This window comes from Streptomyces musisoli, assembly GCF_016741855.1.
GTDB classification, from domain to species: Bacteria; Actinomycetota; Actinomycetes; order Streptomycetales; family Streptomycetaceae; genus Streptomyces; species Streptomyces musisoli.
The window spans coordinates 198,116-222,412 of record NZ_JAERRH010000010.1; the positions used below are offsets into that span (position 1 = coordinate 198,116).

Here is a 24,297-nt window from a genome sequence, read left to right on the forward strand (position 1 = left end):
GCGCGGACGGCTCAGTGGTGGACGGGCGTGCGCTGTCCGGCGGGCGCACCGGAGGCGACCAGGGTGCTCCGCGCCCGGTCACGGCGCTCCAGCGCGGCGGAGAGGAGGGCGAGGACCAGGGCGGCAGCGGCGAGGGCGGCGCCGACCCAGTTGGGGGCCGTGTAGCCGAAGCCGGCCGCGATCACGAGGCCGCCGAGCCAGGCGGACAGGGCGTTGCCCAGATTGAAGGCGCCGATGTTCACGGCCGACGCGAGCGTCGGGGCGCCGTGTGCCTGGTCGAGGACCCGCTTCTGCAGCGGCGGCACGGTGGCGAAGCCCAGGGCTCCGATCAGCGCGATGGTCACCGCGGCTGCGATCTTGTTGTGGGCGGTGAGCGTGAAGAGTGCCAGGACGACGGCCAGGGCACCCAGGGAGACGTACAGCATCGGCATCAGAGCGCGGTCGGCGAACTTGCCGCCGATGAGGTTGCCACCGACCATGCCGAGGCCGAACAGGACCAGCAGCCAGGTGACCGAGCCGTCGGCGAAGCCGGCGATGTGGGTCATCATCGGCGCGATGTAGGTGATGGCCGCGAAGACGCCGCCGAAGCCGAGAACGGTCATCGCCATGGCGAGCAGGACCTGGGCGTTCTTGAAGGCGGCCAGTTCGTGCCGCAGGTGTACGCCTTCCTGGCGCGGCAGCTCGGGGACGAGCTTGGCGATACCGACGAGCCCGACGACACCGAGGGCGGCGACGATGCCGAAGGTGACGCGCCAGCCGACGTTCTGTCCGATGAGCGTGCCCAGCGGGACGCCGACGACATTGGCGACGGTCAGCCCGGTGAACATCATGGCGATGGCGCCGGCCTTCTTGTCCGGTGCGACCAGCTCGGCCGCGACGACCGAACCGATACCGAAGAAGGCACCGTGGGCGAGTGAGGCGACCACCCGTCCGATCAGCATGACCGCGAAGGCCGGAGCCACCGCGGAGAGCAGGTTTCCGGCGATGAAGAGGACCATCAGCAGCATCAGCATCCGCTTGCGCGGGACCTTGGTGCCGAGCACGGTCATCAGGGGGGCACCGATGACCACGCCGAGCGCGTAGCCGGTCACGAGCAGGCCCGCCGTGGGGATGGAGACCCCGAAGTCACCCGCGACCTCGGGCAGCAAGCCCATGATCACGAACTCGGTCGTCCCGATTCCGAAGGCCCCGATCGCGAGGGCCAGAAGCGCGAGAGGCATGTGGGGGTACACCTTCCCAAAAGATTGCAGGAGCGCTTTGCGTTCGTTCACAATAGTTGCAGACGCGGGCTAAGTGCAAGAGCCGACTATTGCGGCGGTGCTCTACTCTGGTGATGCAGCCGCTCCGGGACGGAGGAGAACGCCCATGACAGCGACGGACCCTGCGCTGACCGCCCTCGCCCAGGGCTGGTGCGCCCTTTCTGCGCTGCACGGAAGGATCGAGGCGCACATCGAGCGCGCCCTACAGGCCAAGCACGATCTGAGCGTGCGCGAGTACTCCCTGCTGGACGTGCTCAGCAGGCAGCACTCCGGCGAAGGCGGACACCTGCAGATGAAGCAGGTCGCCGACGCGGTGGTGCTCAGCCAGAGCGCCACCACCCGCCTGGTGACCCGGCTGGAGGACCGCGGGCTGCTGGAGCGCTATCTGTGCCCCACCGACCGGCGCGGCATCTACACCAACGTCACCCCGGCCGGCCTTCAGCTGCTGGAGGAGGCACGGCCCACCAATGACGCCGCACTGCGCGAAGCCCTGGACGACGCCGCCAGAAACCCCGAACTGGCCCCGCTGGTCCGGGTGGTGGAGTCCCTGAACGTGGCCACATAGGGTGCCCGCATGGGAGATCTTGAAATACGGTCCGCGATCGCCGACGACCTCCCCGCGATCGTCGCCATGCTCGCCGACGATCCGCTCGGCGCCCAGCGCGAGTCACCCGGCGATCTGACGCCGTACCGGACCGCGCTGGACCGCCTCGCCGCCGACCCGAACCAGCATGTCGTCGTCGCGGTGCGGGAGGGCCGGGTGATCGGGACCCTCCAGCTCACGATCATCCCCGGGCTCTCGCACAAGGGGGCCACCCGCGCGCTCATCGAAGCCGTGCGCATCCACGCCGACGAGCGGGGCAGCGGGCTGGGCAGCACCTTGATCGAGTGGGCGATCGACACGTCCCGTCGGCTCGGCTGCCAGATGGTGCAGCTGACCTCGGACAAGACACGCACCGACGCCCACCGCTTCTACGAGCGGCTGGGCTTCACGGCTTCGCACGAGGGCTTCAAACTGCGGCTTTGATCCACCCCACAGGCGGGCCACGCGGCCGCGGCGCCGGACGGGCCACACGGTCTTGGCGCCGGAAGGGCCACGCGGTCTTGGCGCCGGAAGGGGTACGTCGGCACGGCGCCCCGAGGTCCCCGTTGGGCCCGCGACCGGCCGGTGGAACGCCGCGAACGAAGCAGGGGGTGTTTCACGTGAAACACCCTGAGCAGCTTCGGGCTAGCCGATACCCCGCCATCCCTCCGGGTCCACGCCACCGGGCACCGGGGCCCCGGGGTCATACGGCTGCCGCGTGAACACGAACGAGCCGAGGTCGAGGTGGCTCACGGACCCGTCCGGGCGCCGTACCGGCCGCAGCAGCTCACCGGCGTAGTAACCCTCCAGCCCCGTCCAAGTGCCGTCACCGTTCGCACGGAAGCGGGCCCTACGGCCGCCACCGGCCAGCGGTGCCAGCGCGACCAGGCCGTCCGCGGTCGCGCGCATGCCGAACGCATGGGTGCCCCAGTACCACTGCCCCACCAGGTCCAGCACCGCGGGATCGACCTCCCGCAGGGGTCGCCAGGGTTCGGGGATACGAGGCTCCGCCTCGGCGACGATCCGGACGAGGTCCGCACCCACGGCACCCAGCAGCGGTCCGCTGGTGCAGTTGGCGAGCACGACCGCGGCCACGTCGTCCTCCACGCCGATGGTGAGGTTCGCCAGAAAGCCCGGCAGCGAGCCGGAGTGCCCGACGAGCAGCCGGCCGTCACGGAGCTGGATCTGCATGCCCAGGCCGTACGTGACCCCGTCCACCACGTCCGCGGTCTCGGCGGGCGCCGCCGGGGTACGCATCTCCCGTACCGAGTGCGCGCTCAGGACCCGGTCGTCCCCCCGGGCCAGGAACGCGGCGAAGCGCGCCAGGTCCCCGGTGGTGGACCAGAGCTGGCCGGCCGGCGCCATGCGCCCCAGGTCCTCCGTCGGCTCGGGCAGCATCGCGTCGGCCCACGGGTGCACGGCCCATCCACCCGCGTGCGGCGGCTCGGGCCGAGCACTCGTCCGGTGCAGACCGAGCGGCTCCAGGATCTCGTCGCGCAGTACCTCCTCCCAGGGAGCACCGCGCAACCTCTCCACCAGGGCGCCGAGCACGGTGTAGCCGGGGTTGGAGTAGTGGTGGTGCCGTCCGACCGGATGCAGCAGGGGCTGTTCCCCGAGTACATCGCTCAGTTCCGGCCGCAGGGAGCCGGGCGTCCGTTCCCACCAGGGACCGGGTGACTCGGCCGCCAACCCGGCGGTGTGCGCGAGCAGTTCGGCGATCGTCGCCTCCCCCGCGCCGGTGCCCGGCACATACCTCTCCAGCGGATCACCGAGATCGAGCAGCCCCTCGTCACGCAGCCGCATCACCAGGACGGCGGTGAAGATCTTGGTGACGGACCCGATCCGGTACTGCACGGTCTCGTCCGGGCCGTGCCCGTCCACCGACGTCCGTGCACCGTGCCAGACGGCCTGCCCGTCCCGTACGACGGCGGCGACCAGTGACGGAGCCCGTCCTTCGGCCTGCGCCACGGCGATCCGGTGCAGCAGGGCACGCCGGGTGCCCGGGAGCAGGGCTTCCTGAGTTGTCGTCATGGGCCCAGTTCACCGGTTACGGCGGCGGGCGTCGAATTCAATTCACGGGCCCGCGCGACCGTGCGAGTGGATCAGGTCTGGGCCATGTCGACGAAGCGGGAGTAGTGGCCCTGGAAAGCGACCGTGATGGTGGCCGTGGGGCCGTTTCGGTGCTTGGCGACGATCAGGTCGGCCTCGCCCGCACGGGGGGACTCCTTCTCGTACGCGTCCTCGCGGTGCAGCAGGATGACCATGTCGGCGTCCTGCTCGATGGAGCCGGACTCTCGCAGGTCGGAGACCATCGGCTTCTTGTCGGTGCGCTGCTCGGGGCCACGGTTGAGCTGGGAGAGCGCGATGACCGGGATCTCCAGCTCCTTGGCGAGCAGCTTGAGGTTACGGGACATGTCCGAGACCTCCTGCTGACGGCTCTCGGCACGCTTGGAACCGCCGGACTGCATCAGCTGGAGATAGTCGATGACGACCAGCTTCAGGTCGTTGCGCTGCTTCAGGCGCCGGCACTTGGCCCGGATCTCCATCATCGACAGGTTCGGGGAGTCGTCGATGTACAGCGGCGCGGCCGACACGTCCGGCATACGGCGTGCGAGCCGCGTCCAGTCCTCGTCCGTCATCGTGCCGGACCGCATGTGGTGGAGGGCGACCCGGGCTTCGGCGGACAGCAGGCGCATCGCGATCTCGTTGCGGCCCATTTCGAGCGAGAAGATGACGCTCGGGAGGTTGTTCTTGATGGAGGCGGCCCGCGCGAAGTCCAGTGCGAGGGTCGACTTACCCATGGCGGGACGGGCGGCGATGACGATCATCTGCCCGGGGTGGAGGCCGTTCGTCAGCGAGTCGAAGTCGGTGAACCCGGTGGGCACACCCGTCATCTCGCCGCTGCGTGAGCCGATCGCCTCGATCTCGTCGAGGGCGCCTTCCATGATGTCGCCCAGCGGGAGGTAGTCCTCGCTGGTGCGCTGTTCGGTGACGGCGTAGATCTCGGCCTGGGCGCTGTTGACGATCTCGTCCACGTCTCCGTCGGCCGCGTATCCCATCTGCGTGATGCGCGTGCCGGCTTCGACCAGACGGCGCAGGACGGCCCGCTCGTGGACGATCTCCGCGTAGTACTCGGCGTTGGCCGCCGTCGGCACGGTCTGGACGAGGGTGTGAAGATACGCGGCGCCGCCGACCTTGTTGATCTCGCCGCGCTTGGTCAGTTCGGCGGCGATGGTGATCGGGTCGGCCGGCTCGCCCTTGGCGTAGACGTCCAGGATGGCCTGGTAGATCGTCTCGTGCGCGGGCTTGTAGAAGTCGTGGCCCTTGAGGATCTCGACGACATCCGCGATGGCGTCCTTGGACAGCAGCATGCCGCCCAGCACGGACTGCTCGGCGTCCAGATCCTGCGGCGGCACCCGCTCGAAGGACGAACCTCCGCCGTCCCAGCCGCCGTTTTCACGGCCGCGGTCGTGCTGTTCGTCACGGCCCCTGCCGCCGTCACCGCGCCGGCGGGAGGCCGGCAGACGATCACTGGGCCCGCTGTCGGCCCACGGATCGTCCAAGGGCTCGGAAATGCTCACCGAGCCACCTCCTCCCGTCCGCACGGCGGACCTCGCCGTGGCCTCTTTTGTACGGCACGACACTGACAAATGAGAGGCCCAACTCCGGTTCTGACGCGTCGGATTTATGACGGTTCCCGGGCCGGACGAAAGGCGCGTGCCGGGCCGGGAAAAGGAGCGGGCGCCGGACAACCGTAGGCCCGTCGGCACCTTCAGCCAATCTGGTTATCCACAGGCCATGTGGACGACCGCCCCGATGCTGTGGAGAACTCGGCGAAACCTGTGCACGACCCGGTGGACAGCCCTGTGAACAAGCCCTCGATCCCCTCAGGTTCAAGCCTCTGACCTGCGGGTTTTCGATCCACCGGCTGTGCAGAAGAAAAACTTCCCCAGTCGGGCCAAGATCGCTTCGAACGCTACCCGAAAGGACACGCCCCAGGGCAGAAGGTAAGGATCAATAGTCGGTTGCATCTCTTACCTGTGGACGATTAGATTGATGCTCATGACACAGGCTCCAGAGATCCCCAAGGCCACCCGTCGGCAGCACGACCGAGAAATCGTCGCGCTGGCCGTTCCGGCCTTCGGTGCCCTCGTCGCCGAGCCTCTCTTCGTCATGGCGGACAGTGCGATCGTCGGCCACCTCGGCACCACCCAGCTCGCCGGTCTCGGCGTCGCGTCGGCCCTCTTGACCACCGCCGTGAGCGTCTTCGTCTTCCTCGCCTACGCCACCACGGCCGCGGTGGCCCGCCGTGTCGGTGCCGGCGATCTCCGGGCGGCGATCCGGCAGGGCATGGACGGGATCTGGCTGGCGCTGCTGCTCGGCATGGCCGTCATAGCCGTAGTCCTGCCGCTGGCCCCCGGCATCGTGAACCTCTTCGGGGCCTCCTCGACCGCGGCCCCATACGCCACCACCTATCTGCGCGTCTCCTCGCTGGGCATTCCGGCCATGCTCATCGTCCTGGCCGCGACCGGAGTACTGCGCGGCCTGCAAGACACCAGGACCCCGCTCTACGTGGCCATCGGCGGCTTCGTCGCCAACGCCGCACTGAACGCGTTGCTCGTCTACGGCGCCGGGCTGGGCATCGCCGGTTCGGCCTGGGGCACGGTCATCGCGCAGTGCGGCATGGCGGCCGTCTATCTGACGGTGGTCGTACGCGGGGCCCGCCGGCACGGCGCCTCCCTCCGACCGGACACCGCCGGCATCCGGGCATCGGCTCAAGCGGGCGTTCCCCTCCTGGTCCGCACGCTGTCCCTGCGGGCCATTCTCATGATCGCCACGGCGGTCGCGGCCGGTCTCGGTGACGCCGACATCGCCGCGCACCAGATCATCCTGTCCCTGTGGAGCCTGCTGGCCTTCGCGCTCGACGCGATCGCGATAGCGGGCCAGGCCATCATCGGCCGCTACCTCGGCGCGGGCGATGCCCAAGGAGCACGCGAAGCCTGCCGCCGAATGATCCACTGGGGCATCGCGTCCGGTGTCGTCCTGGGCCTGCTGGTGGTGGCCGCACGACCGCTCTTCCTGCCGCTGTTCACCAGCGACTCCACGGTGACGGACACCGCACTGCCCGCCTTGCTGCTGGTAGCACTGTCCCAGCCCGTCTGCGGGATCGTGTTCGTCCTGGACGGGGTCCTGATGGGCGCGGGCGACGGCTCGTATCTGGCGGGGGCCATGGTCGTCACCCTGGCCGTGTTCGCCCCGGTGGCCCTACTCGTCCCCACGCTCGGCGGCGGCCTGACCGCGCTCTGGGCAGCGATGACGTTGATGATGGTGATCCGCATGCTGACCTTGTGGCTGCGCAGCCGCTCGGGCCGCTGGATCGTGACGGGCGCGACCCGCTGACCGTTTCACGTGAAACATGCCGCGGTGATCACCCCGGTCACCCGGTCATGGGAAAGGGGCCGCACCCTCATGGGTGCGGCCCCTTTCACCGGCTCAAGCGAGCACGGCGATCACGCGGCGATCAGCCCGCGACGACCTCGATGTTGACCTTGGCGGCAACCTCGGGGTGCAGACGCACGGACGTCTCGTGGGCGCCCAGGGTCTTGATCGCAGAAGCGACCTCGATGCGGCGCTTGTCGACCTCGGGGCCACCGGCAGCCTTGATCGCGGAAGCGATGTCGGCCTGGGTGACGGAACCGAAGAGGCGACCGGCGTCGCCGGCACGCACGGCCAGGCGGACCTTGACGCCCTCGAGCTGGGCCTTGACCTGGTTGGCCTGCTCGATGGTCTGGATCTCGTGGATCTTGCGAGCGCGACGGATCTGCTCGACGTCCTTCTCGCCGCCCTTGGTCCAGCGGATAGCGAACTTCCGCGGGATCAGGTAGTTGCGAGCGTAACCGTCCTTGACGTCGACAACGTCGCCGGCGGCACCGAGGCCGGAGACCTCGTGGGTGAGGATGATCTTCATTAGTCGGTCACCCTTCCCTTAGCGCGCGGTGGACGTGTAGGGCAGCAGCGCCATCTCACGGCTGTTCTTGACGGCCGTGGCGACGTCACGCTGGTGCTGCGTGCAGTTGCCGGTCACGCGGCGGGCACGGATCTTGCCGCGGTCGGAAATGAACTTCCGCAGCATGTTCGTGTCCTTGTAGTCCACGTACGTGACCTTGTCCTTGCAGAAAGCGCAGACCTTCTTCTTCGGCTTGCGCACAGGCGGCTTCGCCATGGTGTTTCTCCTGTGTGATCAAGAAGTTGGGGTACGACCCACCTTCGGCCCGAAGGCCTAGAAGGGGGGCTCGTCCGAGTAGCCGCCACCGCCGCCGGAGCCTCCGCCCCAGCCGCCGCCACCACCCTGGTTGCCACCGGCGGGAGCGCCGGTCGCCCACGGGTCGTCGGCCGGAGCGCCGCCCTGCTGGCCGCCGCCGGGGGCTCCGCCCCAGCCGCCGCCACCCTGGCCGCCACCGCCGCCGTAACCACCCTGGCCACCGCGGCCGCCACCGGCGGTCTTGGTGACCTTGGCCGTGGCGTTACGCAGGCTGGGGCCGACCTCGTCGACGTCCAGCTCGTAGACCGTGCGCTTGACGCCCTCACGGTCCTCGTAGGACCGCTGCTTCAGCCGGCCCTGCACGATGACGCGCATGCCTCGCTGGAGCGACTCGGCGACGTTCTCCGCCGCCTGACGCCAGACCGAGCAGGTGAGGAAGAGGCTCTCGCCGTCCTTCCACTCGTTCGTCTGGCGGTCGAAGGTGCGGGGAGTGGACGCGACGCGGAACTTCGCGACCGCCGCACCGGACGGGGTGAAGCGCAGCTCGGGGTCGTCGACAAGATTGCCGATGACCGTGATGACGGTCTCGCCTGCCATGGGGGAACCTCTCGGCGGGTTTGCTGCTCTGGCTGCTTGGTTGCTGCTACTCGAATCCCGAGATCAGCTGAGCGGGAGGCTCAGTGGGTCTCGGGGCGGAGGACCTTGGTCCGGAGGACCGACTCGTTCAGGTTCATCTGGCGGTCGAGCTCCTTGACGACCGCAGGCTCGGCCTGCAGGTCGATGACCGAGTAGATGCCCTCGGGCTTCTTCTTGATCTCGTAGGCGAGACGACGACGGCCCCAGGTGTCGACCTTCTCAACCTTGCCGCCACCGTCACGGACGACGGACAGGAAGTTCTCGATCAGCGGGGAGACAGCACGCTCCTCGAGATCGGGGTCGAGGATGACCATCACCTCGTAGTGACGCATGTGGAACCCACCTCCTTTGGACTCAGCGGCCACGGTCGTTCCGTGGCAGGAGGGTTGTGATGCGTACGCAACGGTATCGGCCGCCACTGACAATCGGGGGCCCCTGAGGGTCCCCGCAGTGTTACCTGGGCAGGCGTTGGGCAGACACCGGTGCAGACGGTACAGACTACCTGCACACCCGCTTCCGGTTGAAATCCGGCCGTGAGGACCGTCACTCTGTATACGTCGGGTGTGTACGGCGCTACTATGCGCCGCCTTCCGCAGGAGGTGCCCATGGCACAGGCAATGCATCCCAACGTCGCCGGATCCCTGTTCGCCACGGACGGCAAGGCGCGTCCGCTTCAGACCAGCCTGATGGCCCTCACGCTCGTTCTGGGCGTGCTGTCCTTCATCACGTCCTTCTTCCACGGCCTTCACCTGCTCGCGTCGTGGACGGGCCTGATCGGGCTGGCCGTCGGTATCTACGGGCAGTGGATCTCGGTGACCACGCGGGAGCGGTTCGGCCTCATCCTGGGCCTCGGCGCCGCGGGGGTCGGTTTCATGCTCGGCATGGCCAACGGCGGCCTGTTCGGCGGTCTCATCGGCTGACTCCGCGGGGCTCGACGCCCATACGCCCAGTCGGGGCGCCCGCAAGGCGCAGTAGGCTTCGCGCGAGAGCCGGAGCCCCTGTACCCATGGGGACACACCAGCCCGAGGAGCGCCCCGAATGAGCCTGACCCTGAGGACCATCAGTCGCGAGCAGCATCTGGCCTACATCCAGAGCCTGCCGGCGGCGAGCCACATGCAGGTCCCGGCCTGGGCAGATGTGAAGGCGGAGTGGCGCTCGGAGAGCCTCGGCTGGTTCGACGACCGCACCGGCGAGATGGTCGGCGCGGGTCTGGTCCTCTACCGCCAGCTCCCCAAGATCAAGCGCTACCTCGCCTATCTGCCCGAGGGCCCGGTCATCAACTGGTACGCGCCGAATCTGGACGACTGGATCCAGCCGATGCTGGCGCACCTGAAGCAGCAGGGTGCCTTCTCCGTGAAGATGGGCCCGCCGGTGATCATCCGCCGCTGGAACGCGGAAACGATCAAGAAGGGCATCCAGGACCCGGACGTCAAGCGGTTGCGTGACCTGGAGGCCGACTTCATCGAGCCGCGCGCCTTCGAGGTGGCCGACAAGCTGCGCCGTATGGGCTGGCAGCAGGGCGAGGACGGCGGTGCCGGCTTCGGCGACGTCCAGCCCCGCTACGTCTACCAGGTGCCGCTGGCCAACCGCTCCCTGGAAGAGGTCCACAAGAACTTCAACCAGCTGTGGCGGCGCAACATCAAGAAGGCCGAGAAGGCCGGCGTCGAGGTCGTCCAGGGCGGCTACCAGGACCTGGCCGAGTGGCAGCGGCTGTACGAGATCACGGCCGTCCGTGACCACTTCCGGCCTCGCCCGCTGTCGTACTTCCAGCGCATGTGGACCGCCCTCAACACCGAGGACCCCAACCGCATGCGGCTGTACTTCGCCCGGCACAACGGCGTGAACCTGTCCGCTGCGACGATGCTGATCGTCGGCGGGCACGTCTGGTACTCCTACGGCGCCTCCGACAACATCGGCCGCGAGGTCCGTCCGTCGAACGCGATGCAGTGGCGCATGCTGCGCGACGCCTACGCGCTCGGCGCCACCGTCTACGACCTGCGCGGCATCTCCGACTCGCTGGACGAGACCGACCACCTCTTCGGCCTGATCCAGTTCAAGGTCGGCACCGGCGGCCAGGCCGCCGAGTACCTCGGCGAATGGGACTTCCCGCTGAACAAGCTGCTCCACAAGGCGCTGGACATCTACATGTCGCGCCGCTGAGCCGCTCGGGCGTTTGATTCCATAGTCCCCACAGCTCTCACCACTCTGATCCACCGCAGCCACGAGAAAGGTTCCGGGTCCGGCCATGGCGCTCACGCTTTACGTCGACACCGCGCGCTGGCGGGCGCACCACAAGCACGTGCAGGAGCAGTTCCCGGGACTCGTCCCGGTCTGCAAGGGCAACGGCTACGGCTTTGGACACGAACGGCTGTCGGAGGAGGCCACGCGGCTCGGTTCCGACCTGCTCGCCGTCGGCACCACGTACGAGGCCGCGCGCATCAAGGACTGGTTCAGCGGTGACCTGCTGGTGCTGACCCCCTTCCGGCGCGGTGAGGAGCCCGTACCGCTGCCCGACCGGGTGGTGCGCTCGGTGTCGTCGATCGACGGTGTCTACGGTCTCGTCGGCGCCCGTGTCGTCATCGAGGTGATGTCCTCGATGAAGCGGCACGGCATCAGCGAGCACGACCTGCCGCAGCTGCACCAGGCCATAGAGAACATCCGGCTGGAGGGCTTCGCCATCCACCTGCCGCTGGACCGCACCGACGGCTCGGACGCCGTCGAGGAGGTCATCGGCTGGATGGACCGGCTGCGCGCGGCCCGGCTGCCGCTGCACACGATGTTCGTCAGCCACCTCAAGGCGGACGAGCTGGCCCGGCTCCAGCAGCAGTTCCCGCAGACCCGGTTCCGCGCCCGCATCGGCACGCGGCTGTGGCTGGGGGACCACGAGGCCACCGAGTACCGCGGCGCCGTCCTGGACGTCACACGCGTGGCGAAGGGCGACCGGTTCGGCTACCGGCAGCAGAAGGCGGCCTCGGACGGCTACCTGGTGGTCGTGGCGGGCGGCACGTCGCACGGGGTGGGCCTGGAGGCGCCGAAGGCGCTGCACGGCGTCATGCCGCGCGCCAAGGGCGTCGCACGGGCCGGGCTCGCCACGGTCAACCGGAACCTTTCTCCGTTCGTCTGGGGCGGCAAGCAGCGCTGGTTCGCCGAGCCGCCGCACATGCAGGTGTCGATCCTCTTCGTGCCCTCGGACGCTCCCGAGCCGAAGGTCGGCGACGAGCTGGTGGCCCATCTGCGGCACACCACGACCCAGTTCGACCGTCTCGTGGACCGCTGAGCCCGACTGCCGGGCCCGTCCGGGACAGTGGGAAGGCCGTATCCGGAGCCTCCGGATACGGCCTTCCGCGTACGGGCCGGCCTGCCGAACCGGCGAGGCAGGACGCCTGTTCGCTCAGAGCGAACAGGCGTTGTGGGACAGCGTCTCCGGCCGGCCCCAGTCCACCTGCGCCCCCTCGAACTGGGCGGCGTGCCGCGGCGGGTGGGCCGCCGCACCGAGCACGAACGCGTCCTCCGCGCCGTCGAGCACCCCGCCCGAGGGATCGTCGTCCCCGGAGCGGCGCACCACGTCCCGTTCCGGCATGAGGATGTCCCGTACGACGACGGCACACAGGTACAGGGTGCCCAGCAGATGGACCACGATCGCCCACTGGTAGCCCTGCGTCGGCAGGCCCTTGTGGGCGTCTCCGCTGGTCGTGTAGGCCAGGTACATCCAGATGCCCAGGAAGTACGTCACCTCGCACGCCTGCCAGATCAGGAAGTCACGCCACTTGGGCCGGGCGAGGACCGCCAGCGGCACCAGCCACAGGACGTACTGCGGTGAGTAGACCTTGTTGGTGAGGACGAACGCGGCCACGATCAGGAAGGCCAGCTGGGCGAAGCGCGGTCGCCGCGGTGCGGTGAACGTCAGCGCGGCGATACCGAGGAAGCAGAGCACCACCAGCACGGTGGCCGCGTTGTTGACGAAGTCGGTGGTGGGCGGGTGGCTGCTGTTCTGCGCCCAGATCAGCCAGAAGGAGCCGAAGTCGACGCCGCGCTCCTTGCTGAAGGTGTAGAACTTCGCCCAGCCCTCGCGGATGTGGAAGCCCGTCGCGTCGTGCGTGAGCATCACCGGCAGGTTCACCACGAGCCACGCACCTGCCGCGCCGCCCACGGCCTGGAAGAACTCGCGCCACTTGCCGGCCCGCCAGCACAGCAGCAGCAGCGGGCCGAGGAGCAGGACGGGATACAGCTTGGCGGCCGTGGCGAGGCCCAGGAGGACGCCGAAGGCGGGGGCCCGGCCCCGTGACCACATCAGCATCGCGGCGGCCGTCAGCGCCACCGCCAGCAGGTCCCAGTTGATGGTCGCGGTCAGCGCGAAGGCGGGCGCCAGGGCGACCAGCAGGCCGTCCCAGGGCCGCCGGCGGTGGGTGCGGGCCACACACACGGCGATGACGGCGGCGCACACCATCAGCATCCCGGCGTTGACGAACCAGTACCACTGCTCCTGGTGCTGGATGGAGCCGCTGTGCGGGGTCAGCCAGGAGGCCACCTCCATGAACACTCCGGTGAGTACCGGGTACTCGAGGTAGTCCATGTCGCCGGGGAGCTTGTCGAAATACGGCACGAGGTGATCGGCGAACCCGCGGCCCTGGTAGAGGTGCGGGATGTCCGAATAGCAGGCGTGCGTGTACTGGCTGCTCGCCCCGAAGAACCAGGCGCCGTCGTAGCAGGGCGCCTTCTGGACCAGGCCGAGGGCGAACATGCCGATCGCCACGAGCGCCACGACCCGTACGGGCGTCCACCAGGAGGTCCCGAGCAGGGCGTACCGCCCCAGGGGACCGCCGATCAGCTCACTGCCGGCGGCGGCGACCTCGTCCTCCCTGGTCGGCTGCACCGGCTCTGCCGCAGCGGGCCGCACGGGCTCGGGCTCGTGCATGCTCGCGGGCGTCATCTCTGCACTGGGCATGGGGCACATCCTGCCGTACCCGGCTGGGAATACGGCGAGGGCCGCCACACCCGGTGGATGCGGCGGCCCATGTTTCACGTGAAACACCCCTGGCGGGCGATATGGTCGCCCACCGGTCGGATCACCGGGCTAGCCTCCCTGGCCTCCGAAGAAGCCCGTACTGCCGTTGCCGTTCCCGTTGCCCCGGGTGTCGCCGGTTCCGGTGGTCTCCGTCCCTGTGGGCGTCGGAGTCGTGCCACCGTCGACACCGCCTGTGTCCGTGCCTCCGATGTCGTTGGCACCACCGTTTCCGTTGCCGTTGCCGTTGCAGTCGTTGCCCCAGCCGAACTGGCAGGACTGGCTCGGCGTCGGGGTCGGCGTAGGAGTCGTCTTGGTCGGCGTCGGGCTCGGCGAGTTGCTCGGCGTCGGGGTCGGCGTGAAGGTGACGCTCGGAGTCGGGCTGGGGGCTCCCGCCTCGTCCTGGACCGTGCCGATCTCGGTGGGCTCCGGGAATCCGAGATCGTTCTGGCCCTTGAGCGCGGCCTTCATGTACTCGGTCCACACCAGCGTCGGGATGTCACCACCGTGGATGGAGTCCGTGTTCGCCGTGCCGTTCATGGACAGCAGCTTGTGGTTCTTGGGGTTCTCGCGGAACATCGCCACCGAGGTCGACAGCTGCTTGGTGTAGCCGACGAACCAGGCCGACTTGTTCTCGTCGGTGGTACCGGTCTTGCCCGCCGCCGTACGGCCGAGATCCTTGGCCTTCATACCCGTACCGTTCTGGATGACGTTCTCCAGGACGTCCGTGACGTTGTTGGCGATGTTCGGATCCATCGCCTCCTTGGGGGCCGGCTTCGGCTTGACGAAGCTGGGCGCGTCGGCGCCGTTGACCTTGAGGGCGGTCACGGAGTAGGGGTCCGCCTGCTTGCCGGAAGCGGCGAACGTGGCGTAGGCGTCGGCCATACGGATCGCGCTGGGCGTGGACGTTCCGATGGCGAAGGACGGGTTGAGGTCCTGCGACATGCTCTGGTCGAGGATGCCCGCCGACTTGGCGACGTCCCGGACCTTCGTCATTCCCACATCGACACCGAGCTGCACGAACGGTGTGTTGACGGACTGCTCCATCGCCTTGCGCAGGGTGATGTAACCCCAGGGATGGTCGCTCTCGTTCGCCTGGTAGAAGGGCGTGTTGTCCTTGTTGAGGTAGAACGACCCGTCCGGCTTGAACACCTTGAGGTGGTCGTTGCCGTTGTACTTGCTCAGCGGGGAGACACCCTCGCCCTCGGACTTGTACGTGCCGTACTCCATGGCGGCGGCGAGCACGAACGGCTTCCAGGTCGAACCCACGGGGACGCCGGAGGTGTCGGCGTTGTTGGTGAAGTGACCGTTCTCGTAACCGTCACCGCCGTAGAGGGCGACGATGGCTCCGTCCTGGGGCTTCACCGACGCGGCACCGAACTGGACGTACTTGTCCAGCTCGCGGTGCTTGGGGTCGAGACGCGCGCTCTGGACGTTCTTCACGGCCTTGGCCAGCGCGCTGACCTTGTTCTTGTCGAAGGTCGTGTAGATCTGGTAGCCGCCCTTGTCGAACTGCGCCTCCGTGATGTCGGAGTGGGCGAGCACGTACTTCTTCGCCGTGTCGGCCAGGTAGCTGATCTGGCCGGTCATGCCCTTGGTCGCCTTGCGGCCGTCGGGCCTGGGGTACTTGGCGACGGCCTCCTGGTACTGCGCGTCGGAGAGGTGCTTGTCCTTGTGCATCTCGCCGAGGATCCAGGCCCAGCGGTCCTTGGAACGCTTCTCGTTGGCGGCCGGGGTCGCCGTCTTGTCGAGGTCCTGGTTGCCGGCCGGGTCGTAGTACGTCGGGCCCTTGAGCAGCGCCGCGAGCACGGCGCACTCGCTCGGCTTGAGGTCGACCGCGTTCTTGCCGTAGTAGGTCTGGGCCGCCGCCTGGATGCCGTACGCGCCCCGGCCGAAGTACGAGGTGTTCAGGTACCCCTGCATGATCTCGTCTTTGTCGAGCTTCGCACCCACCTTTATGGAGATGAACATCTCCTTGAACTTCCGGGTGAGTGACTGCTCCTGGCTGAGGTACGTGTTCTTCACGTACTGCTGGGTGATCGTCGAGCCACCCTGCGTCTGGCCGCCGCGTGCCATGTTCACCATGGCGCGCGCGATGCCCATGGGGTCGACGCCGGAGTCCTGGTAGAACGACTTGTTCTCGGCGGAGATCACCGCGTACCGCATCGCCTCGGGGATCTGGTCGATGCTCACGTTCTGCCGGTTCACCCCGGTGCCCGTGGCCACCATCTGCTTGCCGTTGGCCCAGTAGTAGACGTTGTTCTGGGACTTGGCCGCGTCGTTCTCGTTCGGGATCGAGACCATCGCGTAGCCGACGCCGACCATCACCACGAGGCTGCCGACGAAGCCGAGGAACAGCCCGCTGACCAGCTTCCAGGACGGGACCCAGCGCCGCCAGCCGTCCTTGCCGACCCTCGGATAGTCGATGAACCGCTTCTTGCCGGGGGCCGTCGTGGCACGGCCCTTGCCGCGCCCGGGTCCGGCCGCAGGCCCGCCCGGACCGCCGCGCCGGGCGCCCGGGCCCGTGTTCTCGGCCACCCTGCGGCGGCTGCCTCTCTGCGCCGCACGGCGGGCCTCGGCACGGCTGCTGTAGGGACGCTCCTCGCCTCCCGAGCCGACGGACTCCGACCCATAGGAGTCGGCGGAAGACCCGGTGGCGCCTCGCGGTGCCGCACGGCGGCCGGAGGACGGGCCGGACTGGCCGCGTCGGGCCGCGGCACGTCCGCCTCCCTGCGGCTGCGGCGGTTTGCGACGGTGCTCGCTCATCGAACGATTACTCCTCGGGCAGGCGCACCCGTGCGCGCCTGGAACGGCGGCTGGTTTCCGGTCCCCCCGAAGTACGGATGTGGTCGGTCCTGCATTCACCCGTACTGCACCGGGGACGAGGACGCTCCCCAGGCGTCACGCGGTTCCCGGTGGTGTGCATGCCGCACAGACTACGCACCACCAAAACCCACCGAGCCCCGAAGTTCACCCCAAAACAGGCAACTTGCCTCCTACGAATCGGTGATGTGATCCCGTTCACCGCCGTCCCTCTTGTCGCCCGCGACCGGCAGCTCTATCGTGCTGATGTATCGAGTCGATACATCAGCACGAGATAAAGACGCTGACAGGCACTGCGAGACCTGCGGGAACGCCCCGACGGGCCGAGGGGAGGCGACGATGAGCCGGCGCTCCGGCATTCTTGAGTTCGCCGTGCTCGGCCTGCTGCGGGAGTCCCCGATGCACGGCTATGAGCTGCGCAAACGCCTGAACACTTCACTGGGTGTGTTCCGTGCGTTCAGCTACGGAACGCTGTACCCCTGCCTGAAGACCCTGGTCGCCAACGGCTGGCTGATCGAGGAACCGGGCAACGCCCAGGAAGACGCCCTCACCGCCTCCCTCGCCGGACGCCGCGCGAAGATCGTGTACCGATTGACGGCAGAAGGTAAGGAGCACTTCGAGGAGCTGCTCTCGCAGACCGGCCCCGACGCCTACGAGGACGAGCACTTCGCCGCACGGTTCGCCTTCTTCGGGCAGACCTCGCGCGATGTGCGCATGCGCGTCCTGGAGGGCCGGCGCAGCCGCCTGGAGGAGCGCCTGGAGAAGATGCGCGCCTCGCTGACGCGCACCCGGGAACGCCTCGACGACTACACGCTTGAGCTCCAGCGCCACGGAATGGAGTCCGTGGAGCGCGAAGTGCGCTGGCTGAACGAGCTCATCGAGAGCGAGCGGGCCGGGCGGGACCTGCGGGGTTCCGCGACCGGGGGGTCCGCTCAGCAGGACAACACCAATGGATCGACGGGCGGCCTGCCCCGTCCCGGGGAAACCCCCCGGACGGATACGCCCGACGACACCGCCACGTGAGACCCAATCAGGGCCTCACTCGTACACACAGGGAGCAACCGGAATGGGTTCGGTTCGCGTAGCCATCGTCGGCGTGGGCAACTGCGCCGCGTCGCTGGTGCAGGGAGTCGAGTACTACAAGGACGCCGACCCGGCGTCCAAGGTCCCCGGCCTGATGCACGTGCAGTTCGGTGACTACCACGTGCGCGACGTCGAGTTCGTCGCCGCGTTCGACGTCGACGCCAAGAAGGTCGGCCTCGACCTGGCGGACGCGATCGGCGCCTCCGAGAACAACACCATCAAGATCTGCGACGTGCCCAACACCGGTGTCACCGTCCAGCGCGGCCACACCCTCGACGGCCTCGGCAAGTACTACCGCGCCACCATCGAGGAGTCGGCCGAGGAGCCGGTCGACGTCGTCCAGGTCCTGAAGGACAAGCAGGTCGACGTCCTGGTCTGCTACCTCCCCGTGGGCTCCGAGGACGCGGCGAAGTTCTACGCGCAGTGCGCCATCGACGCCAAGGTCGCCTTCGTCAACGCCCTCCCGGTCTTCATCGCCGGCACCAAGGAGTGGGCGGACAAGTTCACCGAGGCGGGCGTCCCGATCGTCGGTGACGACATCAAGTCCCAGGTCGGCGCCACCATCACGCACCGCGTCATGGCGAAGCTGTTCGAGGACCGCGGTGTCATCCTCGACCGCACGATGCAGCTGAACGTCGGCGGCAACATGGACTTCAAGAACATGCTCGAGCGCGAGCGCCTGGAGTCCAAGAAGATCTCCAAGACGCAGGCCGTCACCTCCCAGATCCCCGACCGGGACCTCGGCGAGAAGAACGTCCACATCGGCCCGTCCGACTACGTGGCCTGGCTGGACGACCGCAAGTGGGCCTACGTCCGCCTCGAGGGCCGCGCCTTCGGTGACGTCCCGCTGAACCTGGAGTACAAGCTCGAGGTCTGGGACTCCCCGAACTCCGCGGGTGTGATCATCGACGCCGTGCGCGCCGCGAAGATCGCCAAGGACCGTGGTGTCGGCGGCCCGATCCTGTCGGCCTCCTCCTACTTCATGAAGTCCCCGCCGGTCCAGTACTTCGACGACGAGGCCCGCGAGAACGTCGAGAAGTTCATCAACGGCGAGGTCGAGCGCTGAGGCGCTGAGACCACTCGCACGAGAACGCTCCTGCCAGGGCGGTGAAGGTCCCCGGGTTCCCTGACCCGGGGACCTTCCGCACATGTGAGGCTGTCGCCCATGCCCGTCGTACGTGACCTGCGCCTGCTGGTGCGCCTGCGGCACTTCCGGCGCCTGCTCTACGTCCGCCTCCTGTCCCAGGGCGCCGACGGCGTCTACCAGGTCGCGCTCGCCGCGTACGTCGTCTTCTCCCCGGAGAAGCAGACCTCGGCCACCGCGATCGCCTCGGCGATGGCGGTCCTGCTGCTCCCCTATTCACTGGTCGGTCCCTTCGCCGGCGTCCTGCTGGACCGCTGGCGGCGCCGACAGGTCTTCGTGTACGGCAACCTGCTGAGGGCCCTGCTGGCCGCGGCCACCGCCGTACTGATGGCCGGCCACGCGCCCGACTGGCTCTTCTACGTCTCCGCGCTGTCCGTCACAGCGGTCAACCGCTTCGTCCTCGCGGGGCTGTCGGCCGCCCTGCCCCGGGTCGTCGACGCCGAGCGCCTGGTGCTGGCCAACTCGCTCTCCCCGACCGTCGGCACCCTCGCCGCGACCGCCGGCGGCGGCCTGGCCTTCGGCGTACGGATCGTGGCGTCGGACTCCGACGCGGCGGTCGTGCTGCTCGGCGCCTTCCTGTATCTGTCCGCGAGCCTCGCCTCCCTGCGCCTGCCCCCGGACCTCCTCGGCCCCGACCGGCACCCGGAACGACCCCGTCTCGGCGCGGCGCTCGCGGAGACGGCACGCGAGCTGCTCGCAGCCGTCCGGCACCTGGCCGCACCCCGGCGCAGGGAAGCGGCCTGGGCCCTGGCCGCGATGACGCTGATGCGCTTCTGCTACGGCGCGCTCCTCGTCCTGCTGCTGATGCTCTGCCGGTACGCCCTCGCCGACACACCCGACGAAGGACTTCGGCTGCTCGGACCGGCACTGGCGCTGTCCGGTGCGGGATTCTTCGCGGCGGCCATGGTGACGCCCTGGGCGGCCGGACGGCTCGGCCCCGGTCGCTGGATCGCGGTGTGCTCCGGCGCGGCCATGGTGCTGGTCCCCGCCCTGGGTCTTCCGTTCGCCACCGGGCCGCTCATGGCCGCCGCGTTCGTGCTCGGTCTGATCACCCAGGGAGCCAAGATCGCCACGGACACGATCGTCCAGGCCCGTGTCGAGGACGCCTTCCGCGGCAGGATCTTCTCCGTGTACGACGTCCTCTTCAACGTCGCCTTCGTCGGCGCGGCGGGAGCGGCGGCGCTGATGCTTCCGCCGGACGGCCGCTCCACGGTGCTGGTGGTTCTCGTCGCCGTCATCTACGGCGTGATCGCCATGTCCCTGGCCCGCTTCGAGCGGCGGTGAGGCCGCAAGCACGCTTCATGTGCCGGTGAGACGGAGCGAGGGCGATGTTTCACGTGAAACATCGCCCCTCGGCGTCACTGTCCCGTGGCCGGCCCGGATGGATGTTTCACGTGAAACATCCATCGGATCGGGCTCAGCCCTGCGCGGCCCACCATTCCTTGAGGGCCGACACCGCCACGTCGTACTCCATCGGGCCGTTCTCCAGGCGCAGCTCGAGCATGTGCTTGTACGCCTTGCCGACGGCCGGGCCCGGGCCGACCCCCAGGATCTCCATGATCTGGTTGCCGTCGAGGTCGGGCCGGATGGAGTCCAGCTCCTCCTGCTCCTTCAGCTGGGCGATGCGCTCCTCCAGGCCGTCGTAGGCCCGGGACAGCGCCACAGCCTTCCGCTTGTTGCGCGTGGTGCAGTCGGAGCGGGTCAGCTTGTGCAGACGGTCCAGCAGCGGGCCCGCGTCACGGACGTACCGGCGGACCGCCGAGTCCGTCCACTCCCCGGTGCCATAGCCGTGGAAGCGCAGGTGAAGTTCGACCAGCCGGGAGACGTCCTTCACCAGCTCGTTGGAGTACTTCAAGGCGGTCATGCGCTTCTTGGTCATCTTGGCGCCGACCACCTCGTGGTGGTGGAAGGAGACCCGGCCGTCCTTCTCGAAGCGGCGGGTGCGCGGCTTGCCGATGTCGTGCAGCAGCGCGGCCAGGCGCAGGGTGAGGTCCGGAACGCCCTGCTCCAGCGCGATCGCCTGTTCCAGGACGATCAGCGTGTGCTCGTAGACGTCCTTGTGCCGGTGGTGCTCGTCACGCTCCAGGCGCAGCGCCGGCAGCTCGGGCACGACATGCTCGGCGAGACCGGTGTCGACGAGCAGCGTCAGGCCCTTGCGCGGGTGCGTGGACAGGATCAGCTTGTTCAGCTCGTCCCGGACCCGCTCCGCAGAGACGATCTCGAGGCGTCCGGCCATGTCCGTCATGGCGGTGACGACCTCGGGGGCGACCTCGAAGTCCAGCTGGGCGGCGAACCGGGCGGCCCGCATCATCCGCAGGGGGTCGTCCGAGAAGGATTCCTCGGGCGTGCCCGGCGTCCTCAGCACACGCGCCGCGAGGTCCTCCAGGCCACCGTGCGGGTCGATGAACTCCTTCTCCGGCAGCGCCACGGCCATCGCGTTGACAGTGAAGTCCCGCCGGACCAGGTCCTCCTCGATGGAGTCGCCGTAGGACACCTCCGGCTTGCGCGAGGTGCGGTCGTACGCCTCCGACCGATAGGTGGTGATCTCGATCTGGTAGCCGCCCTTGTGCGCGCCGACCGTACCGAAGGCGATCCCCACCTCCCAGACGGCGTCCGCCCATGGCCGGACGATCTTCAGTACGTCCTCGGGGCGGGCGTCGGTGGTGAAATCCAGATCGTTGCCGAGCCGGCCGAGCAGCGCGTCGCGGACCGATCCGCCGACCAGGGCGAGTGAGAACCCTGCCTCCTGGAATCGGCGGGCGAGGTCGTCGGCGACGGGGGCCACCCGCAGCAGCTCGGCGACCGCGCGCTGCTGCGCCTGGCTGAGGGCAGAGGGAGTGTCTTCGTTCGGGTTCGGCACAACAGAAGAGGGTACGTGCCCCGCGCGACCAGGGGCGCCCCCATTAAGGCCCTGCGGACAGCTCCCTGCATACCCGTGCAAGCACTGCTCTTGCGGCGTACGGCCGCTCTCCCCTCGATACTGGATATAGGGGACGGGTCACGGCTGCTCTTCGATCTTGTGACGGAGACCGCGGCACTTCCCTTCGGCGCGCATCGTTACCATGCGTGGACGCACATTCCGACGACCACTGACGACGAGGGACGGGCGAGCGCGTGGCCGAGGCGGCTGACTTCCAGGGGACCAGTGCCTCACCTGCCCGCCGCTGGCTGCGGCGGGCCGGAGCCCTTCTGGCGGGGACACCGCTGCTGGCAGGCCTGCTCCAGCTGCCCGCCGCCGTGCCCGCGCAGGCCGCCTCCTCCGACTCGGTCTCCGTCTCCCTGGACTCGCTCAGCCCCAGTGCCCCCTCGGACGGCGACACGCTGACCGTGTCCGGCACGGTGACCAACAACGGCAAGCAGAGCGTCACCCACGCCCATGTGGGCCTCCGGGTGGGCTCCCCGCTGACCACCCGCTCGGCCATCGACTCCGTGGCCCAGCACTCCGAGGACCTGCAGAGCAGCTCCGGCTCCGAGGTCGACGAGAAGTACGAGGAGGACTTCGACAAGCTGGCCCCGGGCGTCGCCGAGCACTTCAGCATCTCCGTCCCCGTGGACAAGCTCGACCTCGGCGACGACGGGGTCTACGAGCTGGGGGTCGCCCTGTCCGGCCAGACCTCCGCCCAGCCCTGGGACCAGCCCCTCGGCATCCGGCGGACGTTCCTGCCGTGGCAGCCGTCGGACGCCGACACCAAGACCAAGACGACGTTCCTGTGGCCGCTGCTCTCCACGGTCCACATGACGGCCAAGACGGGCGCGGGCGATCTGCAGACGCCGGAGTTCCTCGACGACGACCTGGCCGGGGAACTGGCGCCGGGCGGCCGCCTGTCCCAGATGGTGGAGCTGGGCAAGGATCTCGACGTCACCTGGGTGATCGACCCGGATCTGCTGGCCTCGGTCGACGCGATGGCGGTGGGCAACTACCGGCTCCAGGGCGCGGGCGGCACCAGCACGCCCGGCTCACTGGAGCACCAGGCGGTCGCCAAGCAGTGGCTGGCCTCCCTCCAGAAGGCGGTGGCCGGCAAGGAGGTCGTGGCGCTGCCCTTCGCCGACCCGGATCTCGCCTCCCTGGCGCACAAGGGCACCAGCGTCACCGGCTCGCTCAGCCACCTCAAGGACGCCACCGACGTTGCCACGACCACCGTCAAGACCGTGCTCCATGTCACACCGAGCACCGACTTCGCCTGGCCGGTGAACGGCGCCGTGGACCCGTCGATCATGAAGGTCGCGACCTCGGCCGGGGCCGACCGGGTGATCGCCCGCAGCGACAGCCTCCGGGAGACCGCCGGGCTGCCGTACACGCCGTCCGCCGCCCGCCCGGTCGGGGGAGGCACCACGGCGGTGGTCGCCGACGCCCGGCTGTCCACGGCCTTCCAGGGCGACCTGACGAAGGCGGGGTCGGCCACCCTCGCCGTGCAGCAGTTCCTCGCCCAGAGCCTGCAACTGAACACCCAGACGGACAAGCAGCGCAGCATCGTCGTCGCCCCGCAGCGCATGCCCACGGCAAGCCAGGCCCAGGCGATGGCGGCAGCGCTGACGGCGCTCCAGGGCGGCACCTGGTCCCAGCCCCAGGACCTCACCGCGACGGCCAAGGACAAGCCCGACCCGGGCGCCACCACGCGCATCCCGTCGACGTCCGCCTACCCCTCCTCGCTGCGCCGGCAGGAGCTGCCGAGGACGGCCTTCGAGCAGATCGCCCGCACGCAGGACAAGCTCGACAGCTTCCGCGTGGTCCTCACCGACCAGTCCCGCGTGGTCACCCCCTTCGGACGGGCCATAAACCGGGAGATGTCCACGTCCTGGCGCGGCCGCGGCGGCGAGGCGGACAGCTACCGCGGTGCCGTGGAGGCATGGCTCGACGAGCTGGCCGACCAGGTCAAGCTGATCGACAAGTCCGAGACCAAGCTCTCCGGCCGCAGCGCCACGATCCCGGTGACGGTCCAGAACAACCTCGTGCAGCCGGTCGGCCACCTGGTGCTGCGCCTGGAGTCGACCATGCCGACCCGTCTGGAGATCGGCGGCAAGGCCTACTCCGAGCAGCAGGTGGAGATCTCCGGGGGGCACAGCCAGTCCGTGAAGTTCACCACCTCGGCCAACGCCAACGGCCGGGTCTCGGTGATCGCCCAGCTGTACACCGAGGACGGCCGGAAGTACGGCGACCCCGTCAGCTTCGACGTGAAGGTCACCGAGGTCACGCCCACCGTCATGCTGGTCATCGGCGGCGGCGTACTGCTTCTCGTCCTCGCCGGCTTCCGGATGTACACCCAGCGCAAGCGCGCCGCCGCCCGGCAGGCGGAGGACGACGGCCCCGGCACGGAGACGGAGGGCCCCGAGGAGCCCGGGAACCCCGGAGCCCCCGGGGACCGTCTCCCGGAGGAGTCCGGTTCCGCCCCCGGCGCAGACGACCCGGAGCAGCCGAGTGACCCTGCGCCGGACACCGCACCGGAAAGCGCCGACCCGTCCGGGACGGGTGAGAGAGTGGACCGTTGAGCGATGTCGTGGCCGGTG

The 24,297-nt window shown here is 68.9% G+C and carries 20 protein-coding genes; 10 read left to right on the forward strand and 10 right to left on the reverse strand.

Annotation, left to right across the window (positions count from 1 at the left end; translation table 11 throughout):
- Nucleotides 1-11 precede the first annotated feature (11 nt).
- Entirely contained in the window at nt 12-1,220 is a 1,209-nt protein-coding gene (locus JK361_RS25595; protein ID WP_201822128.1) for an MFS transporter, read from the reverse strand.
- A gap of 145 nt (nt 1,221-1,365) precedes the next feature.
- On the opposite strand from JK361_RS25595, the gene JK361_RS25600 reads away from it, so the two are divergent.
- On the forward strand, nt 1,366-1,824 hold the full coding sequence (locus tag JK361_RS25600) for a MarR family winged helix-turn-helix transcriptional regulator (RefSeq protein WP_201822130.1): 459 nt from the start codon (nt 1,366-1,368) through the stop codon (nt 1,822-1,824).
- A 9-nt stretch (nt 1,825-1,833) separates the two neighbouring features.
- Entirely contained in the window at nt 1,834-2,286 is a 453-nt protein-coding gene (locus JK361_RS25605; RefSeq protein WP_201822131.1) for a GNAT family N-acetyltransferase, read from the forward strand.
- A gap of 201 nt (nt 2,287-2,487) precedes the next feature.
- On the opposite strand, the gene JK361_RS25610 is transcribed toward JK361_RS25605, so the two are convergent.
- Nucleotides 2,488-3,873, reverse strand: a complete 1,386-nt coding sequence (locus tag JK361_RS25610; protein WP_201822134.1) for a serine hydrolase domain-containing protein — start codon at nt 3,871-3,873, stop codon at nt 2,488-2,490.
- A 71-nt stretch (nt 3,874-3,944) separates the two neighbouring features.
- Nucleotides 3,945-5,423 (reverse strand): replicative DNA helicase, encoded by a 1,479-nt coding sequence (dnaB, locus tag JK361_RS25615; RefSeq protein ID WP_201822136.1) that lies wholly within the window; start codon nt 5,421-5,423, stop codon nt 3,945-3,947.
- A 481-nt stretch (nt 5,424-5,904) separates the two neighbouring features.
- Here dnaB and JK361_RS25620 point away from each other — a divergent pair, with 481 nt between their 5' ends.
- Nucleotides 5,905-7,242: an MATE family efflux transporter gene (locus tag JK361_RS25620; protein WP_201822138.1), complete on the forward strand. Its 1,338-nt coding sequence runs from the start codon at nt 5,905-5,907 to the stop codon at nt 7,240-7,242.
- Between the two features lie 121 nt (nt 7,243-7,363).
- Here JK361_RS25620 and rplI read toward each other — a convergent pair whose 3' ends face one another.
- From rplI to rpsF, 4 genes are all read right to left on the reverse strand, one after another.
- Entirely contained in the window at nt 7,364-7,810 is a 447-nt protein-coding gene (rplI, locus tag JK361_RS25625) for a 50S ribosomal protein L9 (protein WP_184967858.1), read from the reverse strand.
- An 18-nt stretch (nt 7,811-7,828) separates the two neighbouring features.
- A complete protein-coding gene (gene rpsR / locus JK361_RS25630) occupies nt 7,829-8,065 on the reverse strand; it encodes a 30S ribosomal protein S18 (protein ID WP_003949403.1) in 237 nt (78 codons plus the stop codon).
- A gap of 57 nt (nt 8,066-8,122) precedes the next feature.
- Nucleotides 8,123-8,701: a single-stranded DNA-binding protein gene (locus tag JK361_RS25635; RefSeq protein WP_201822140.1), complete on the reverse strand. Its 579-nt coding sequence runs from the start codon at nt 8,699-8,701 to the stop codon at nt 8,123-8,125.
- Between the two features lie 80 nt (nt 8,702-8,781).
- Nucleotides 8,782-9,072, reverse strand: a complete 291-nt coding sequence (rpsF, locus tag JK361_RS25640) for a 30S ribosomal protein S6 (protein WP_014673750.1) — start codon at nt 9,070-9,072, stop codon at nt 8,782-8,784.
- Between the two features lie 273 nt (nt 9,073-9,345).
- Here rpsF and JK361_RS25645 point away from each other — a divergent pair, with 273 nt between their 5' ends.
- From JK361_RS25645 to JK361_RS25655, 3 genes are all read left to right on the forward strand, one after another.
- The gene (locus tag JK361_RS25645; protein WP_201822142.1) at nt 9,346-9,660 is read left to right on the forward strand and encodes a hypothetical protein; all 315 of its coding nucleotides are present in this window, start codon (nt 9,346-9,348) and stop codon (nt 9,658-9,660) included.
- A gap of 118 nt (nt 9,661-9,778) precedes the next feature.
- A complete protein-coding gene (gene femX, locus JK361_RS25650; protein WP_201822144.1) occupies nt 9,779-10,900 on the forward strand; it encodes a peptidoglycan bridge formation glycyltransferase FemX in 1,122 nt (373 codons plus the stop codon).
- An 85-nt stretch (nt 10,901-10,985) separates the two neighbouring features.
- Nucleotides 10,986-12,017, forward strand: coding sequence for an alanine racemase (locus tag JK361_RS25655; protein ID WP_201822146.1), 1,032 nt, complete (start codon nt 10,986-10,988; stop codon nt 12,015-12,017).
- Between the two features lie 114 nt (nt 12,018-12,131).
- Here JK361_RS25655 and JK361_RS25660 read toward each other — a convergent pair whose 3' ends face one another.
- Nucleotides 12,132-13,685: a glycosyltransferase family 87 protein gene (locus JK361_RS25660; protein WP_201822148.1), complete on the reverse strand. Its 1,554-nt coding sequence runs from the start codon at nt 13,683-13,685 to the stop codon at nt 12,132-12,134.
- 129 nt (nt 13,686-13,814) lie between these two features.
- Nucleotides 13,815-16,508 (reverse strand): transglycosylase domain-containing protein, encoded by a 2,694-nt coding sequence (locus tag JK361_RS25665; RefSeq protein WP_201822150.1) that lies wholly within the window; start codon nt 16,506-16,508, stop codon nt 13,815-13,817.
- 396 nt (nt 16,509-16,904) lie between these two features.
- Here JK361_RS25665 and JK361_RS25670 point away from each other — a divergent pair, with 396 nt between their 5' ends.
- The 3 genes from JK361_RS25670 to JK361_RS25680 all read left to right on the forward strand — a co-directional run bounded on the left by JK361_RS25670 (nt 16,905) and on the right by JK361_RS25680 (nt 20,076).
- Nucleotides 16,905-17,588: a PadR family transcriptional regulator gene (locus tag JK361_RS25670; RefSeq protein WP_201822152.1), complete on the forward strand. Its 684-nt coding sequence runs from the start codon at nt 16,905-16,907 to the stop codon at nt 17,586-17,588.
- 43 nt (nt 17,589-17,631) lie between these two features.
- Nucleotides 17,632-18,714 carry an inositol-3-phosphate synthase gene (locus JK361_RS25675; protein WP_201822154.1) on the forward strand — a complete coding sequence of 361 codons (1,083 nt, stop codon included), beginning with the start codon at nt 17,632-17,634 and terminating at the stop codon, nt 18,712-18,714.
- 99 nt (nt 18,715-18,813) lie between these two features.
- Entirely contained in the window at nt 18,814-20,076 is a 1,263-nt protein-coding gene (locus JK361_RS25680; protein WP_201822156.1) for an MFS transporter, read from the forward strand.
- A gap of 133 nt (nt 20,077-20,209) precedes the next feature.
- On the opposite strand, the gene JK361_RS25685 is transcribed toward JK361_RS25680, so the two are convergent.
- Nucleotides 20,210-21,652, reverse strand: a complete 1,443-nt coding sequence (locus tag JK361_RS25685) for a CCA tRNA nucleotidyltransferase (protein ID WP_201822158.1) — start codon at nt 21,650-21,652, stop codon at nt 20,210-20,212.
- 254 nt (nt 21,653-21,906) lie between these two features.
- Between JK361_RS25685 and JK361_RS25690 the strand changes: the two genes are divergently transcribed.
- Nucleotides 21,907-24,279 carry a DUF6049 family protein gene (locus tag JK361_RS25690; RefSeq protein WP_201822160.1) on the forward strand — a complete coding sequence of 791 codons (2,373 nt, stop codon included), beginning with the start codon at nt 21,907-21,909 and terminating at the stop codon, nt 24,277-24,279.
- Nucleotides 24,280-24,297 lie beyond the last annotated feature (18 nt).

Bases quoted from the DNA above. Each gene is read 5' to 3' on its own strand.
- rpsF (WP_014673750.1), bottom strand. From the start codon at position 9,072: ATGCGTCACTACGAGGTGATGGTCATCCTCGACCCCGATCTCGAGGAG.
- JK361_RS25675 (WP_201822154.1), top strand. From the start codon at position 17,632: ATGGGTTCGGTTCGCGTAGCCATCGTCGGCGTGGGCAACTGCGCCGCG.
- rplI (WP_184967858.1), bottom strand. From the start codon at position 7,810: ATGAAGATCATCCTCACCCACGAGGTCTCCGGCCTCGGTGCCGCCGGC.
- JK361_RS25635 (WP_201822140.1), bottom strand. From the start codon at position 8,701: ATGGCAGGCGAGACCGTCATCACGGTCATCGGCAATCTTGTCGACGAC.
- JK361_RS25595 (WP_201822128.1), bottom strand. From the start codon at position 1,220: ATGCCTCTCGCGCTTCTGGCCCTCGCGATCGGGGCCTTCGGAATCGGG.
- JK361_RS25620 (WP_201822138.1), top strand. From the start codon at position 5,905: ATGACACAGGCTCCAGAGATCCCCAAGGCCACCCGTCGGCAGCACGAC.
- femX (WP_201822144.1), top strand. From the start codon at position 9,779: ATGAGCCTGACCCTGAGGACCATCAGTCGCGAGCAGCATCTGGCCTAC.
- JK361_RS25600 (WP_201822130.1), top strand. From the start codon at position 1,366: ATGACAGCGACGGACCCTGCGCTGACCGCCCTCGCCCAGGGCTGGTGC.
- JK361_RS25645 (WP_201822142.1), top strand. From the start codon at position 9,346: ATGGCACAGGCAATGCATCCCAACGTCGCCGGATCCCTGTTCGCCACG.
- JK361_RS25680 (WP_201822156.1), top strand. From the start codon at position 18,814: ATGCCCGTCGTACGTGACCTGCGCCTGCTGGTGCGCCTGCGGCACTTC.
- JK361_RS25670 (WP_201822152.1), top strand. From the start codon at position 16,905: ATGAGCCGGCGCTCCGGCATTCTTGAGTTCGCCGTGCTCGGCCTGCTG.
- JK361_RS25660 (WP_201822148.1), bottom strand. From the start codon at position 13,685: ATGCCCAGTGCAGAGATGACGCCCGCGAGCATGCACGAGCCCGAGCCC.
- JK361_RS25655 (WP_201822146.1), top strand. From the start codon at position 10,986: ATGGCGCTCACGCTTTACGTCGACACCGCGCGCTGGCGGGCGCACCAC.
- JK361_RS25610 (WP_201822134.1), bottom strand. From the start codon at position 3,873: ATGACGACAACTCAGGAAGCCCTGCTCCCGGGCACCCGGCGTGCCCTG.
- rpsR (WP_003949403.1), bottom strand. From the start codon at position 8,065: ATGGCGAAGCCGCCTGTGCGCAAGCCGAAGAAGAAGGTCTGCGCTTTC.
- JK361_RS25665 (WP_201822150.1), bottom strand. From the start codon at position 16,508: ATGAGCGAGCACCGTCGCAAACCGCCGCAGCCGCAGGGAGGCGGACGT.
- JK361_RS25605 (WP_201822131.1), top strand. From the start codon at position 1,834: ATGGGAGATCTTGAAATACGGTCCGCGATCGCCGACGACCTCCCCGCG.